The 15,038-nt window shown below is 69.1% G+C and carries 13 protein-coding genes; 1 reads left to right on the top strand and 12 read right to left on the bottom strand.

The window, feature by feature from the left end:
- Positions 1–5: 5 nt before the first annotated feature.
- From ACT54X_RS27710 to trxA, 9 genes are all read right to left on the bottom strand, one after another.
- Positions 6–1,367, bottom strand: a complete 1,362-nt coding sequence (locus ACT54X_RS27710; RefSeq protein ID WP_476349803.1) for an aspartate aminotransferase family protein — start codon at positions 1,365–1,367, stop codon at positions 6–8.
- 17 nt (positions 1,368–1,384) lie between these two features.
- On the bottom strand, positions 1,385–2,317 hold the full coding sequence (locus ACT54X_RS27715) for a 2-hydroxyacid dehydrogenase (RefSeq protein WP_476349805.1): 933 nt from the start codon (positions 2,315–2,317) through the stop codon (positions 1,385–1,387).
- Positions 2,314–3,969, bottom strand: a complete 1,656-nt coding sequence (locus ACT54X_RS27720; protein WP_476349807.1) for an ABC transporter ATP-binding protein — start codon at positions 3,967–3,969, stop codon at positions 2,314–2,316. Before ACT54X_RS27720 ends, ACT54X_RS27715 begins: the two co-directional genes overlap by 4 nt.
- Entirely contained in the window at positions 3,966–4,811 is an 846-nt protein-coding gene (locus ACT54X_RS27725; protein WP_476349809.1) for an ABC transporter permease, read from the bottom strand. Before ACT54X_RS27725 ends, ACT54X_RS27720 begins: the two co-directional genes overlap by 4 nt.
- A 22-nt stretch (positions 4,812–4,833) precedes the next feature.
- Positions 4,834–5,805, bottom strand: coding sequence for an ABC transporter permease (locus ACT54X_RS27730; protein WP_476349810.1), 972 nt, complete (start codon positions 5,803–5,805; stop codon positions 4,834–4,836).
- Between the two features lie 19 nt (positions 5,806–5,824).
- Entirely contained in the window at positions 5,825–7,390 is a 1,566-nt protein-coding gene (locus ACT54X_RS27735; RefSeq protein WP_476349812.1) for an ABC transporter substrate-binding protein, read from the bottom strand.
- Between the two features lie 48 nt (positions 7,391–7,438).
- Positions 7,439–8,227, bottom strand: a complete 789-nt coding sequence (locus ACT54X_RS27740) for a class II aldolase/adducin family protein (RefSeq protein WP_476349814.1) — start codon at positions 8,225–8,227, stop codon at positions 7,439–7,441.
- Positions 8,228–8,452: 225 nt separating this feature from the next.
- Positions 8,453–9,718 carry a transcription termination factor Rho gene (gene rho, locus ACT54X_RS27745; protein ID WP_017757832.1) on the bottom strand — a complete coding sequence of 422 codons (1,266 nt, stop codon included), beginning with the start codon at positions 9,716–9,718 and terminating at the stop codon, positions 8,453–8,455.
- A 199-nt stretch (positions 9,719–9,917) separates the two neighbouring features.
- Complete coding sequence (gene trxA, locus ACT54X_RS27750; RefSeq protein ID WP_017757831.1) at positions 9,918–10,250, bottom strand: thioredoxin TrxA; 333 nt, start codon at positions 10,248–10,250, stop codon at positions 9,918–9,920.
- 150 nt (positions 10,251–10,400) lie between these two features.
- Here trxA and ACT54X_RS27755 point away from each other — a divergent pair, with 150 nt between their 5' ends.
- Entirely contained in the window at positions 10,401–11,636 is a 1,236-nt protein-coding gene (locus tag ACT54X_RS27755; protein WP_476349817.1) for a TIGR03862 family flavoprotein, read from the top strand.
- A 21-nt stretch (positions 11,637–11,657) separates the two neighbouring features.
- Here the strand turns inward: ACT54X_RS27755 and ACT54X_RS27760 are convergent, their stop codons facing one another.
- The 3 genes from ACT54X_RS27760 to ACT54X_RS27770 form a co-directional block, all read right to left on the bottom strand.
- A complete protein-coding gene (locus ACT54X_RS27760; RefSeq protein ID WP_017757829.1) occupies positions 11,658–12,290 on the bottom strand; it encodes a response regulator in 633 nt (210 codons plus the stop codon).
- 345 nt (positions 12,291–12,635) lie between these two features.
- Positions 12,636–13,997, bottom strand: coding sequence for a TAXI family TRAP transporter solute-binding subunit (locus ACT54X_RS27765; protein ID WP_476349819.1), 1,362 nt, complete (start codon positions 13,995–13,997; stop codon positions 12,636–12,638).
- Positions 13,994–15,034: a P1 family peptidase gene (locus ACT54X_RS27770; RefSeq protein WP_294378299.1), complete on the bottom strand. Its 1,041-nt coding sequence runs from the start codon at positions 15,032–15,034 to the stop codon at positions 13,994–13,996. The genes ACT54X_RS27765 and ACT54X_RS27770 overlap by 4 nt, the downstream gene beginning before the upstream one ends.
- Between the last annotated feature and the right edge of the window lie 4 nt (positions 15,035–15,038).

The raw sequence follows: 15,038 nt of genomic DNA on the forward strand, positions 1-15,038 counted from the left end.
CCCGCTCAGAGCGTCTTCTCGAAGCGGTCGAGCGCGCGACCCAGGCGGGCGAACATCTCGTCCATCTCGGCCGGCGTGATGATGAGCGGCGGGCACAGGGCCACGGTGTCACCCATGGCGCGCACGATCAGGCCTTCTTCCTGGGCGTACTGGGCCACCTGGTAGCCGGCCTTCAGCGCCGGGTCGAAGGGCGTGCGCGCGGCGCGGTCGGCCATCAGCTCCAGCGCGCCGATCAGACCCACGGCGCGCATGTTGCCGACGATGCGGCGCTCGGCCTGCACGGCCAGGCCTTCGGCGAAGCGCGGCGCGAGCTCGCGGGTGCGGGCCAGGATGCCTTCGTCTTCGTAGACCTTGAGCGTCTCCAGCGCCACGGCCGCGGCCACGGGATGGCCCGAGTAGGTGTAGCCATGGCCGAAGGTGCCGATGCGGCCGCTGTTGGTGGCCATGGCCTCGTGGATCTGCTGCGACACCATCACCGCCGAGATCGGCACATAGGCCGAGGACAGCGACTTGGCACAGGTGAGGATGTCCGGCCGCATGCCGAAGGTGGTGGAGCCGAACATCTCGCCCGTGCGGCCGAAGCCGCAGATCACCTCGTCGGCCACCAGCAGCACGTCGTACTTGCGCAGCACGGCCTGGATCTTCTCGAAGTAGGTGGGCGGCGGCACGATCACGCCGCCCGCACCCATCACCGGCTCGGCGAAGAAGGCGGCGACGGTGTCGGGGCCTTCGTTCAGGATCAGCTGCTCAAGCTCATTGGCGCGGCGGGTGGCGAAGTCCTCGGCCGATTCGCCGAGCCGCGCGTCGCGGTAGTGGTGCGGGCTGCCGGTGCGCAGGATGCGGGCGATGGGCAGGTCGAAGTCCGAATGGTTGGCCGCCAGGCCGCCCAGGCTGGCCGAGGCCACCGTCACGCCGTGGTAGGCGCGGTCGCGGGCGATGATCTTCTTCTTGGCCGGCTTGCCGATGGCGTTGAAGTAGTACCAGATCATCTTCACCGCCGAGTCGTTCGCCTCGGAGCCCGAGTTGGCGAAGAACACCCGCGCCATCGGAACCGGCGCCAGGGCCAGCAGCCGCTCTGCCAGCTGCGCCGCGGCTGGATTGCTGCGGTGGTTGAAGGTGTGGTAGTAGGGCAGCGTCTTGAGCGCATCGATGCCGGCCTGCACCAGCCGCGGATGGCTGAAGCCCAGCGAGGCGCACCACAGGCCGGACATGCCTTCGATGTAGCGGCGGCCGGACTCGTCCTCCACATGGATGCCGTCGCCGCGCGTGATGAGCAGCGGCTCCACCTGGCCGTGGGTGGCGAGGTTGGTGTACGAGTGCAGGTGGGCCGCGACGTCGGCGGCGGCGTTGGGGGTGCGTGCGTTCATGGTCGGGTCTCTGGTGTTCAGTAGCCGCGTTGAAGGTCGACGGCGACCTGGGCAGCCTGGCCGGCGCGGATGCGTTCCAGGTTCAGGCGGGTCTGCCGCGCGATGACGGCCGGCTGGGTGCGGGTGGCGATGTGGGGCGTGACGAGGATGCGCGGGTCGCGCCAGAAGGGGTGCTCCGGCGGCAACGGTTCCTGCACGAAGGCGTCCAGCGTGGCGGCGCCGAGGTGGCCGGCGTCCAGCGCCGGGATCAGGTCGGCCTCGACCAGGTGGGCGCCGCGGCCCACGTTGATCAGGTGCGCGCCGCGCGGCAGCTGCGCGAAGAGTTCGCGGTTCAGGATGCCCGTGGTCTCGTCGGTGAGCGGCAGCAGGCACACCAGCGTGTCGCAGCCGGCCAGGAACTCGGCCTGCTGCGCCTGTCCGTGGAAGCAGTCCAGGCCCTCCGGTACCTCGTGCGGACTGCGGCTCCAGCCACGCACGTTGTAGCCCAGGGCCATCAGGGCACGGGCGCAGACCAGGCCCAGCGTGCCCAGGCCGGCGATGCCGACACGGTGCGCGCGCGGCGGCTGGATGGGCGCTTCTTCCCAGCGGCCGGCGGCGGCGCTGGCCAGGTAGCGGCCCATGTGGCGCTGGCCGTGGATCACGGCCCAGGTCACATAGGCGGCCATGCCCGAGGCCATGTCGGTGTCGACGATGCGGCACACGGGTACAGGCGGCAGTTCGGCATCGGCCGTGAGGTGGTCGATGCCGGCGCCCACGGACTGGATGAGTGCGAGATTGGGCATGCGCGCCATCAGCCCGACCGGCGGGCACCAGCAGACGGCGGCATCGATGGCGTCCAGCGGGCCCAGGTCGGCCATGGTGCGCAGATCGGCATCCGGGAACTCGGCGCGGAATGCCGGCAGCAGGTAGCCGAGGTCGAGGTTGGCGCTCAGGAAGGCGAGGGTGGTCAACGCGAAGTGTCCTTTTCAGCCGTGAGGCGCGGCACCGCCTCGATCAGCATGCGGGTGTAGGGATGCTGCGGGTCGGTCAGCACCTGCGCGGCCGGGCCGTACTCGACGACGGCGCCGCGCTGCATGACGGCGATGTGGTCGCACATCTCGCCGGCCACGCGCAGATCGTGGGTGATGAAGACCATGGCCAGCCTGAAGCGCTCGCGCACCTCGGCGAAGAGCTGCAGCACTTGCGCCTGCACCGAGACGTCGAGCGCGGAGACGGGCTCGTCGGCCACCAGCAGTTCGGGCTCCATCGCCAGCGCGCGGGCGATGCCGATGCGCTGGCGCTGGCCACCGCTGAATTCGTGCGGATAGCGCTCTGCCGCCTCGGGGCCCAGGCCCACCAGGCGCAGCAGTTCCAGCGCGCGGGCCATGGCCTCGGCCTTGGGCACGCCCTGGGCAATCGGGCCTGCCGCCAGCGTGGGGCCGATGCGGTGGCGCGGATTGAGCGAGGCATACGGGTCCTGGAAGACCATCTGCACCTTGCCCTGGGTCTGCCGGCGCATGGCCGCGCCGGAGAGCAGGCTCTTGCCCTTGAACAGGATGCGCCCGCTGTCGAAAGGCTCCAGCCCCACGATGCAGCGCCCGACGGTCGACTTGCCCGAGCCCGATTCGCCCACCAGCCCCAGCGTCTCGCCGCGGCGCAGCTGGAAGCCGATGCCCTTGGCGGCCTCGACCCGGCGACCCTTGCTGAAGAAACCGCCGCCGCTCACATACGTCTTGCGCAGGTCCTGCACCTGCAGCACGTAGTCCTCCTGCGTGCCGGTGGCCGGCTCGCGCAGGCGGCCCTGCGGGATGGCGGCGATGAGCTTGCGGGTGTAGTCGTGCTTCGGGTGCATCAGCACCTCGTGCGCCGGGCCGGATTCGACGGCCACTCCGGTCTGCATCACGACCACGTGGTCGGCGATCTCGGAGACCACGCCGAAGTCGTGCGTGATGAAGAGCAGCGCCGTGCCCTTGCGCTGCTGCAGTTCGCGCATCAGCGTGAGGATCTGCGCCTGCGTGGTCACGTCCAGCGCCGTGGTCGGCTCGTCGGCGATCAGCAGGCGCGGCTCCAGCAGCAGCGCGCAGGCGATCATCACCCGCTGGCGCTGGCCGCCCGAAAGCCGGAAGGGATAGCTGTCGGCCAGCAGTTCAGGGTCGGGCAGGCCCACGTCTGCCAGCGCGGCGACGATGCGGCGGCGCTTCTCGGTCGCGGGCAGCGTCATGTGCGAATCGAAGACCTCGGCCAGCTGGTCGCCAATGCGCATCACCGGGTTGAGCGCGGTCATGGGCTCCTGGAACACCATGCCGATGCGCCGGCCGCGCAACTCGCGCATCTGGGCCTCGGTGAGCGTGAGCAGGTCGGTGCCTTCGAAGAGGATGCGGCCGGCCACCGGCGCCACATGCGGCCGCGGCAGCAGGCCCATGATGGCGTTGGCGATCATGGACTTGCCCGAGCCCGATTCGCCCACCACGCACAGGGTGCGGCCGGGCAGCAACTCGAAGCTGGCGCCCTTCACGGCGAGGGCACGGTCGCCGCCGGCGGGCAGGCAGATGTCCAGGCCTTCGACGCGCAGCACCGGCTCCTCCGGTTCGACCTCGGGCAGCGGCTTGAGCAGGGCGTTCATCGGGTGCGGCCTCCCAGCCGGGTGTTGAGTCCGTCGTTCAGGCCTTCGCCCACCAGGTTCAGCGCCAGCACGGTCAGCACGATGGCCACGCCGGGAAAGACCGCCATCCACCAGGCCTGGCGCAGCACGGTGCGGGCGGTGCCGACCATGTAGCCCCAGCTCATCTGGTTGGGGTCGCCCAGGCCCATGAAGCTCAGGCTGCTCTCCAGCAGGATGGCCGAGGCGATCATCAGCGAGGCCATCACCACGATGGGCGAGGTGGCGTTGGGCAGGATCTGCGTGAGGATGATCCGCGACGTCGATTGGCCCGCCAGCTGTGCCGCCGCCACGAAGTCGCGCTGGCGCAGCGTGAGGAATTCGCCGCGCACCAGCCGCGCCACCGGTGGCCAGGACACCAGCGCGATGGCCGTCACGATGGAGCCTACGGAAGGCTGGAAGATTGCCACCAGCACCAGGGCCAGTGCGAAGCTGGGCACGGCCTGGAACAGCTCGGTGAAGCGCATCAGCGCCGCGTCGATCCAGCCGCCGAAGTAGCCGGCCACGGCGCCCAGGCCCACGCCGATCAGCAGCGACACCACGGTGGAGACCACGCCGATCAGCAGCGAGATGCGCGCACCGCGCACCACACCCGAGAAGATGTCGCGCCCCATGGTGTCGGTGCCCATCAGGAAGCCGGCCTCCTGCCCGGGCCGCAGGAAGGGCGACTGCACCATGTCCCAGGGGTCGTTGGTGGCCAGCAGCGGCCCGAAGGCCACCATCAGTGCCAGCAGCACCAGTACCACGAGGCCGAAGACCGCGCCCTTGTTGCGGCAGAAGCGCCGCCAGAAACCGGAGTTGTTCATTGCCGTGGGCTCCTTGTCGGCGTCACAGCCGGATGCGCGGATCGACCAGTGTGTAGACCAGGTCGGTGATCAGGTTGAACAGGATGGCCATGGCGGCCGTCACCAGGAAGCAGCCCAGCAGCAGGTTGTAGTCGCGCTGCAGCAGGGCATCGAACATCAGGCGGCCGATGCCGGGCCAGGCGAAGACGGTCTCGGTGAGCACCGCGCCGCCGATCATGCTGCCGGCCTGGATGCCCGCCAGCGTGACCACCGGCAGCAACGCGTTGCGCAGGATGTGCGCGCGCTGGATGCGGCCGGGCTTCACGCCCTTGGCGCGGGCGGTCTTCACGAAATCCATCTGCGCGACTTCGAGCATCGAGGCGCGCGTCATGCGGGCGTACACGGCCATGAAGAACAGGGCCAGCGTGAGCGAGGGCAGCACCAGGTGCTGGGCGATGTCCCAGGCCAGGGAAAGGCCCGAGAGGCCCGAGCCCACCGTCATGTAGCCGAAGCCCGGCAGCCAGTTCATCTGCACGGTGAAGAGCAGCACGGCCATCATGGCCAGCCAATAGAGCGGCGTGGCATAGAAGACCAGCGCGACCACCGTGATGGCGCTGTCGAGCCAGGAGCCCGCCTTGCGCGCCGCCAGCGCGCCCAGCACCACGCCGAAGATCAGCGACAGCACGAAGGCGCTGCCGGTGAGCAGCAGCGTGGCCGGCAGCCGGTCGGCAATGAGCTTGGCCACCGGCTGCTGCTGGCGGTAAGAGAAGCCCAGGTCCAGCCGCACGACATGGCCGAGGTAGGTGGTCAGCTGCGTGCTTAAAGGCTGGTCCAGCCCGAACTCGCGGCGCAGCTGGCTGACGAACTGGGCGTCGGAGGCGCCGGCCTCGCCGGCCATCACCGACACCGGGTCTCCGGGCGCCGCCCGCACCAGCATGAAGTTGACGGTGGCGATCAGCACCAGGGCCACGAGGCCCTGCGCCACCCGGGTGAGCATGAACTGCAGGCGTTTCATGGGTGCGTGCGCGGCGTGGTCAGGCGATGGAGGCGCGGCCGAGGCTGTCGTTCAGGCCGATGCCGGAGCTCACGGGGTTCTTCACCTTGCTGCGGTAGAGCGTGGGGAAGTTGATCTCGTGCAGCCAGGCCACGGGCGCTTCCTCCAGCAGCAGCTTCTGCACCTCGAGGTAGAGGGCCTTGCGCTTCTCGGGGTCGGCTGCGACGGCACCGGCGGCGAACAGCTCGTCCACCTTGGGGTTGGAGTAACCCTCGACGTTGTTGAAGGGCGAGCCCTTGGCGATGTTGCTGCTGGTGTAGTTGCGGGCCACGCCCAGAGCCGGGTCGCCGTACTGGTACACGTAGGTGAAAGCCAGGTCGTAGTCCCACTCGTTGAGGCGCTGGTTCCAGCCGGCCACGTCGGTGGGCGTCATCTCGATCTTGATGCCGGCCTGGCCCAGGTGCTGGCGCACCATCTCGGCCTGGCGCTGCCAGGTCTCGCCGTAGGGCAGGGGCAGCAGGCGCAGGGTCTCGCCCTTGTAGCCGGCCTCTTCGAGCAGCTTCTTGGCCTTGGCGATGTCGCGCGGGTACTTGGGCACGTCCTCGCTGTAGAACTTGATGTGGCTGTTGAAGGGGCCCGTGGCAGCCTTGGCGTAGCCCTGCCAGGCCACCTTGGCGATGGCGTCGCGGTCGATGGCATGCATCACCGCTTGGCGGAACTTGACCTTGTCCATCGGCGCCTTGCGGTTGTTGATCCACAGCCAGGAATGGGGCGCGAAGAACTCCCAGCCCTTGGTCGTGACCTCCACGCCGGGCAGCTTGGCCAGGCGGGCCACGTCGAAGTACTCCACCGAGCCACCGGGGGCGATGTCGATCTTTCCGGACTCGAAGGCCGCGGCGCGCGAGGCCGCATCGGGAATGACGTGGAAGTACACGTTCTCCACCTTGGGCACGCCCGGCTGGTGGTACTGCTCGTTGGCCACCAACTGGATGTAGGAGCCCTTGACCCATTCCTTGAACTTGAGCGGACCGGTGCCGATGGGCGTGGCGTTGGCCGGGTTGGTCAGGAAGTCGGTGCCGTCGTAGATGTGCTTCGGGATCATCGGCATGGTGCCGGTCTCGAAGATGCCCATGAAGGGGCCGAAGGGCTGCTTGAGGGTGAACTCCACGGTCAACGGGTCCAGCGCCTTGATGCTCTCGATCTGCTGCAGGCTGGCGCGGAAGCGTGCGTGCGTCTTGCGCAGGAAGACGTCGGCGGAGAACACCACGTCGGCCGAGGTGAAGGGCTTGCCGTCGTGCCACTTCACGTTGGGCTTGAGCTTGAAGGTGTAGACCGTGCCTTCCTTGTTGGCGGTCCACGAGGTGGCCAGCAGGGGCTGCGGATTTAGCTTTTCGTCGTAGCGCAGCAGGCCTTCGTAGATGTTGCCGGCGATCATCTGCGTGGGACCGTTCTGCACGATGCCCAGCATCAGGCCGGGGGGCTCGGGCTGGACCAGCACGTTGATGGTGCCGCTTTTCTTTTCCTGCGCCAGCAGGTGCAGCGGCACGCCCGCGATGGAGACGCCCAGGCCGGTGGCGCCCAGTTGGATGAGTCGACGACGTTGCATGTCAGGCTTCCTTTCAGTCAGCGCAAGTTGGCGTTAGTGGGGATGGGGTCAGTCGCGGAAGGAGGCGGCGGCCGTGGGCTGCTCCAGCCGCTGCAGCAGGGCGCGCCATTCGCGCGCATCGGGATCGGCGGCGCCGGGCAGGCGGTTGCTGTCGCCGCTTTCGTACTGGCGGGCGGTGAGTTCGCAGACTTCTTCAGGCACGGGGTGGATCGGCTGGCCGCTGGCCTGGATGGCCAGTTGCACGCGGCAGGCACGCTCCAGGTTGTGCATCAGGATGAAGGCCTCGGCCACCGTGCGGCCCAGCGTCACCAGGCCGTGGTTGCGCAGGATCAGCACGCGGGCGGTGGGGCCCAGGTCGGCGATCAGGCGCTCGCGCTCGCCGTGGTCCAGCGCGATGCCCTCGAAGTCGTGGTAGACGACCCGGTTGTGGAACTGCAGCGCCCACTGGTTGCAGGGCTGCAGCCCGCAGGCGAGCGATGAGACGGCCACGCCGGCCACTGTGTGCGTGTGGAGCACGCACATGGCGTCATGCCGCGCCATGTGCACGGCGCTATGGATCGTGAAGCCGGCGGGGTTCACGTCGTAGGGCGAGGGCTCCAGGATCCGGCCCTCGGTGTCGATCTTCACCAGCGACGACGCCGTGATGTCCCGGAACAGCATGCCGAACGGGTTGATGAGGAACTGGTCCTCGGCGCCCGGTATACGCGCGGAGATGTGCGTGTAGATGCTGTCCTCCATGCCGTAGTGAGCGACCAGCCGATAGGCGGCGGCCAGGTCCTCGCGCACGCGGCGCTCGGCATCGGAGAAGGTCTCGGGGGTCAGGTCCTGCATCAGCATCACAACGCTCCGTCAATTACTGTCAGCTGTCGACAGATGACATTACGCACGATGCGTGCCAGATTGCAGATCCTTGATTTCCCTCAGGGCGGGCGTGAAAAGCCGGCTCCAGAGGTCGTTGGAACGGGTGGCGTGGTGCGCGGGCGCACCGTCAGGAAGCACGCGCACCAATGAAAAACGCCGCGCGGAGCGCGGCGTTTCGGAGGGAGGCGGAGGCCCGGCGGATCAGCCGCCGCGGCGCATCATGTCGAAGAACTCGACGTTGGTCTTGGTGGCCTTCATGCTTTTGAGCACCATCTCCATCGACTCGATCTCGTCCATGTTGTACATGAACTGGCGCAGGATGCGGGTCTTCTGCAGCACCTCGGGCGCCAGCAGCAGCTCTTCGCGGCGGGTGCCCGAGCGGTTGAGCTGGATCGAGGGAAAGACCCGCTTCTCGTACAGCCGGCGGTCGAGGTGGATCTCGCAGTTGCCGGTGCCCTTGAACTCTTCGAAGATCACTTCGTCCATGCGGCTGCCGGTGTCGACCAGCGCGGTGCCGATGATGGTGAGCGAGCCGCCTTCCTCGACATTGCGGGCCGCGCCCAGGAAGCGCTTGGGGCGCTGCAGGGCGTTGGCGTCGACGCCGCCGGTCAGGACCTTGCCTGAGGAGGGCACCACGTTGTTGTAGGCGCGGGCCAGACGGGTGATGGAATCCAGCAGGATCACCACGTCCTTCTTGAGTTCGACCAGGCGCTTGGCCCGCTCGATCACCATCTCGGCCACGTGCACGTGGCGGGCGGCGGGCTCGTCGAAGGTGGAGGCGATCACCTCGGCCTTGACCGAGCGCTGCATCTCGGTCACTTCTTCCGGCCGCTCGTCGACGAGCAGCACCATCATGTGGATCTCGGGGTAGTTGGCGGCGATGGCGTGGGCGATGTGCTGCATCATCACCGTCTTGCCGCTCTTGGGCGGCGCCACCAGCAGTGCGCGCTGGCCCTTGCCGATGGGGGCGATGATGTCGATCACGCGGCCGGTGATGTTCTCTTCGCTTTTGAAGTTGTCGCGCTCCAGCTTCATCTGCTCCTTGGGGAACAGTGGCGTGAGGTTCTCGAACATCACCTTGTGCTTGTTCGCCTCGGGCGCGCCGTCGTTCACCTTGTCCAGCTTGGTCAGCGCGAAATAGCGCTCGCCGTCCTTGGGAATGCGCACCTCGCCCTCGATCATGTCGCCGGTGTGCAGGTTGAAGCGGCGCACCTGACTGGGGCTGATGTAGATGTCGTCCGTGCTGGCCGTGAAGCTGGTGTCGGGGCTGCGCAGGAAGCCGAAGCCGTCCGGCAGGATCTCCAGCACGCCGTCCGCAAATACCTGCTCGCCGGCCTTCGCCCGCTTCTTGATGATGGCGAACATCAGCTCCTGCTTGCGCATGCGGCCGACGTTTTCGATCTCGAGCGCTTCGGCCTGCTTCAGGAGTTCGGAGACGTGCAGTGCCTTGAGTTCGTTCAGGTGCATGGAATGGCCCCGCGGGCGGAGATGCTTGGTGACGGTGGGAGAGGAGGGGGGCTTGCGTCAGGGCGAGAGAGATGCCCCGGAAGCCTTGGACTCGAACCGTGCCCTTGTGTTGGGGCCGGCGAATGGCAGGAATTATGACAGGAAAAAACAAAGGCCGGCGCAAGGATGCGTCGGCCTTTTCATTTGGGGCAGAAGGCGATCAGGCGAGCTGCTGATCGATGAAGGCGGTGAGCTGTGCCTTGCTCATGGCGCCGACCTTGGTGGCGGCGAGCTGACCGTTCTTGAACAGCATCAGCGTGGGGATGCCGCGGATGCCGAACTTGGCGGGGATCTCGCGGTTCTCGTCCACGTTCATCTTGGCGATCTGCAGCTTGCCGTCGTAGGTGTTGGACACCTCGTCCAGGATGGGCGCAATCATCTTGCAGGGGCCGCACCATTCGGCCCAGTAGTCGACCAGCACGGGCTTGTCGGACTGCAGGACGTCGGCTTCGAAGGAGGAGTCGGAGATGTGCTTGATGAGTTCGCTGGCCATGATGTCTGCCTTGCTACTTACACGATGAAGAGGATGCTCGCAGGGAGCGGCGAAAGATTGATTTCATTGTGACAGAAAGCCCTGTGCGGCGCGGCAGCCCGCGGCTATGCCGCCGATAGCCGAAACCCTGCGGACGCGACAATGCCGCCAATGACCAAGCTATCGAATGTGGCCGTGATCGGCGGTGGCCCGGCCGGCCTGATGGCGGCCGAACGCCTCGTCGCCGCGGGCTGCACCGTCGACCTGTACGACGCCATGCCCTCCGTGGGCCGCAAGTTCCTGCTCGCCGGCCGCGGCGGCCTCAACCTCACCCATTCCGAGCCCTTCGACGCTTTCGCTTCGCGCTATGGCGAGCGCCGCGCGCAGGTCGAGCCGCTGCTCAGGTGCTTCGATGCCGATGCGCTGCGCGCCTGGACGCACGCACTGGGCATCGAGACCTTCGTCGGCACCTCGGGCCGCGTCTTCCCACGCGAGATGAAGGCCGCTCCGCTGCTGCGCGCCTGGCTGCACCGGCTGCGTGCGAGCGGCGTGCGCCTGCACATGCGCCATCGCTGGACGGGCTGGCAGGACGACGGTGCGCTGAGCTTCGACACGCCGCAGGGTGGGACGACGGTGCGTGCGGATGCACTCATCCTGGCCTGCGGCGGCGCCAGCTGGCCGCGGCTGGGCTCGGACGGAGCGTGGGTCGGTCCGCTGGCCGCGCGTGGCGTCACCGCCGCGCCGCTGCGGCCGGCGAACTGCGGCTTCGACGTGGCCTGGACATCCTTCTTCGCCGAGCGCTTCGCGGGCCAGCCGCTCAAGTCGGTGGTGCTCGACGTGCGGGACCGCGACGGCCGCCACTTCCGCCGCAAGGGCGAATTCGTCGTGACGTCCACGGGCGTGGAGGGCAGCCTGGTCTATGCCGCCTCGGCTCTGCTGCGAGACGAGATCGCGGCCGCCGGCCAGGCGGCCGCCACGCTGGACCTTCTGCCCGACTGGACGCCCGAGCGCGTGCTGGCCGCAGTGGCCCATCCGCGTGGCAGCCGCTCCATGGGCAGCCATCTCAAGAGCCGGCTCAACCTCGATGGCGTGCGTTCCGCGCTGCTGCACGAGGTGCTGGACAAGGCGGCCATGCAGGACGCCGCACGCGTGGCCGCGACGCTCAAGGCCTTGCCGCTGACCCTGCTGCGGCCCCGCCCGGTCGACGAGGCGATCAGCACTGCTGGCGGCGTGCGTTTCGACGACCTGGACGAAGGGCTGATGCTGCGCGGGCTGCCCGGCGTCTTCTGCGCCGGCGAGATGCTGGACTGGGAAGCGCCCACCGGCGGCTACCTGCTCAACGCCTGCATGGCAAGCGGCCTCGTGGCGGCGGAAGGCGCCTCGGCCTGGTTGCGGCGCCAGGCCTGACCTGGCCGCTCCACGGCTGTCTCAGATCAGCTGGTTGCGGATGGCGTAGGCCGTCAGCGCCGCATCGTTGTTCAGGTGCAGCTTCTCGCGCACCCGCATGCGGTAGACGTTGACGGTCTTCGGGCTGAGCATGAACTCTCGCGCGATGTCCGCCATGGTCTTGCCCGAGGCGATGCGCACCAGCGTCTCCAATTCGCGGTTCGACAGCAGCTGGTGGGCAGGCGCCTCGGCGTCGGGGCGGGCCACCGTGTCGGCCAGCAACTGGGTGGCCTCGGGGCTCAGGTACTTCTGGCCCTGGCCCACCATGCGCACGGCCGTGACCAGCAGCCGCGGGTCGGACGCCTTCGACAGGAAGCCGTAGGCGCCGGCACGCAGGCATCGCACGGCGTACTGCTGTTCCGGCTCGCCCGAATACACCAGCACCTTGACCGTCGAACCGGCCTCCACCAGGTCGGCCAGCACATCCAGCCCGCTGCGGCCGGGCAGGGCCAGGGCCAGCAGCAGCACGTCGCACTGGGTGGTGCGCAGCATCCGCTTGAGTTCCTCGGCACTGGCCGCCTCGCCGCTGAGCCGCACGTCCACCGCTTCCGCCAGGAATTCGCGGATGCCGCGGCGCACGACGCCGAAGGGGTCGCAGGTGATGACATGGATCATGAGCGCCCCCGGGAGGTGGGCGACAGCAGGCGCGCGCGGCGCCGGCAGCAGCAGGTCATGGCGGTGGTCGAACGGCGGGAAATGCCGTTTAGATGTTAATTTTGGTTAACCGCCGATGATATTCAGAAGCCGAGGCGCCGGATGTGGCAAGAGTGAGTCCGGTGCCGCCGAGCAGCCGGCGGGAGCGCTGGCCACCACGGTGCCACGCGTCGCCTTCGCCCACCATGGCGAGCCTCCGAGCCTCCGAGCCTCCGAGCCCCTGAGCCCCCGAGCGTCTGCGCAGCCCGCAGCCCGCAGCCCGCAGCCCGCCGTGCGTGGGCTGCGGCTCCAAGGCGCGGGCCGCCCTCAGCCTCTGGGCCGCGCAAGCAGGCGCCGCCGGGCCTGCTCGATGTTGTGGCGCAAGGCGTACAACTCCTCGGCATAGGACAGGGGCACCGTCACCTTGTTGGCGACGCGGTCCAGTTCGTCCAGCTCGTCCAGCAGGGCGTCGCGCGCTCCGGGATCGGACTCCATCCGCGCCTCGATGTCCCGGAGCCGTGCGTACCAGCGGAACACCCGCCGCCGCACGCGGAAGGTGTAGAGCGGCGGCACCACCCGCGACAGCGGCAGCAGCAGCACGATCAGGCCGCCGATCACCAGCCACATGCGCTCCAGCAGGTTGCTGGCCCAGAAGGGCAGCCAGCGTTGCCAGACGGGCGGTGTGCCATTGATGGCGCGATCGCCCTCGGTGCTGACCGGCAGTTCGCTGGCCCGGGTGTTGGGAAACTCCCGTGCCCGGTTGAACCAGCCGGCATGGCCATGCAGGGTCTGCGCCGCCTGCGCGAAGAGTTGACGCAGCGCCGGATGGGTGTCCTCGCGGGTGAGCAGCGAGGTGGTCGTTGCCACCAGCGACACGTCCCTGGACGGTACGTCCGAGGCCAGGTCGACCACCCCGCGCGGCAGCGTCACCGCGGTAAGGAAGGGAAAGATGCGGGTGTAGGCCTCGGCCTGGCCCAGGTCGAGCAAGGCGATGCCGGGCGTGCGCAGCAGCTGCTGCACGCGCGGGGATTCGGGTGCGGAGGCCAGCACGATGGCGTCCAGTCGGCCGGCGATCAGGGCGGCGGCGGCATCGTCGGGTGCCTGCGCGCTGATGCGCATGCGGGCGGTGTCGATGCGATTGGCCGACAGCATCCGGGTCACCAGTTCCGGCACGCCGCTGCCGGCCCGGTCGGTGCCCAGGCGCAGCGGACGCAGGCCGGCCAGCGAGGGCAGCTCGGCCTGGACCTGCCCAGGGGGCCGCCCGGCATCGGCCCGGTGCACGGCCGCGGGCCGGTAGAAGACCCACAGCGGTTCGTAGAAGAGGGCACCGAGCGACAGGATGCCAGCCTCCGGGTCGGCGACCGGATCGGCGACGCCGCCGCGCACGAAGCCGAGGTCGGCCCGGCCTTCGCGCAGCAGGCGCAGGTTCTCCAGGGAGCCCTCGGTGCCGATCAGCTGCACGGTGATGCCGTTGGACCGGAGGGCCGCCGCATAGCGCTCGCCGAAGGTTGCGTAGGCGCTGCCCTGCGGCCCGGTCGCCAGCCGCACGATGCGCGGCGGCTGCGGATCCAGGTAGATGTAGGCCGCGACCAGCACGCCCACGGCGATCAGCGCGAGCGGCCCGGCCGAGAGCAGCAGGTCGCGCAGGCCCAGCAGGGCCAGCATCAGGCTGCGCGAAAGGCGTTTCATCGCGTGCGTCCGTCCTGCCGCTGCGGCCAGTCGCGCGCGGCCGGGATCGACAGCTCGGCCGTGGCGATGGCCCGGGCCGCGAGCACGGCGCGCACCGTGGCCTGCGCCGCCACCTCGGCCGCCATGGTCGAGAGCACCGTCATGCCCGGCGCTTCGTCCTCCAGCGCCACGCGGCCGGTCGCCAGGGCGAACAGGGTGTCGCCGTCGCTCATGGTGTGCACCGGGTTGATGGCGCGGGCCAGGCCGTCGTGGGCGACTGCCGCCAGCCGCTGGGCCTGCACCTTGGTCAGCACGGCGTCGGTGGCGATCACGCCGATGGTGGTGTTGGTGCCGGCCAGCAAGGGCTTGGGCAGCTCGCCGCGCAGCAGGCTGCGGCGGGTGTCGCGCAGGGCGCGGCCATCGTCCGTGCGCGATCCGGCCAGCAGTTCGCCGGTGTCCGGATCCAACACGTCGCCCAGTGCATTGCAGGCGATCAGGGCGCCGACCGTCACGCCGCCCACCTTGACCGAAGCGGTGCCGATGCCGCCCTTCATCGCGTGCTGGGCGCCGAAGAGCTTGCCCACCAGCGCGCCTGCACCGGCGCCCACGTTGCCTTCGGCGGGCGCGGCGGTGGAGGCGGCCTCGCAGGCCGCGTAGCCGCTGGCCGCGTCAGGACGGATGCGGGCGTCGCCCACCGGCAGGTCGAAGAGCACCGCGCCGGGCACGATGGGCAGGCGGCCGAAGCGCACGTCCAGGCCCACGCCGCGCTCCTCCAGCCAGCGCACCACGCCGTCGGCTGCCGCCAGCCCCCAGGCGCTGCCGCCGGCCAGCAGGATGGCGTGCACCTGCTGGACGAAGTTGCCGGGAGAAAGCAGGTCCGTCTCACGGGTGCCGGGGGCGGCGCCGCGCACGTCCACGCCGGCCACGGCGCCCTCGCGCGCCAGGATGACGGTACTGCCGGTGGGGCGACGGCTGTCGGTGTGGTGGCCGACCTCGATGCCGGCGACGTCGGTGATGGCGCCCGAATAGGGCAGGTCGGGAAGGGCAGGGGCTGACATAGGG

This window comes from Pseudacidovorax sp. DMC4, from assembly GCF_056314265.1.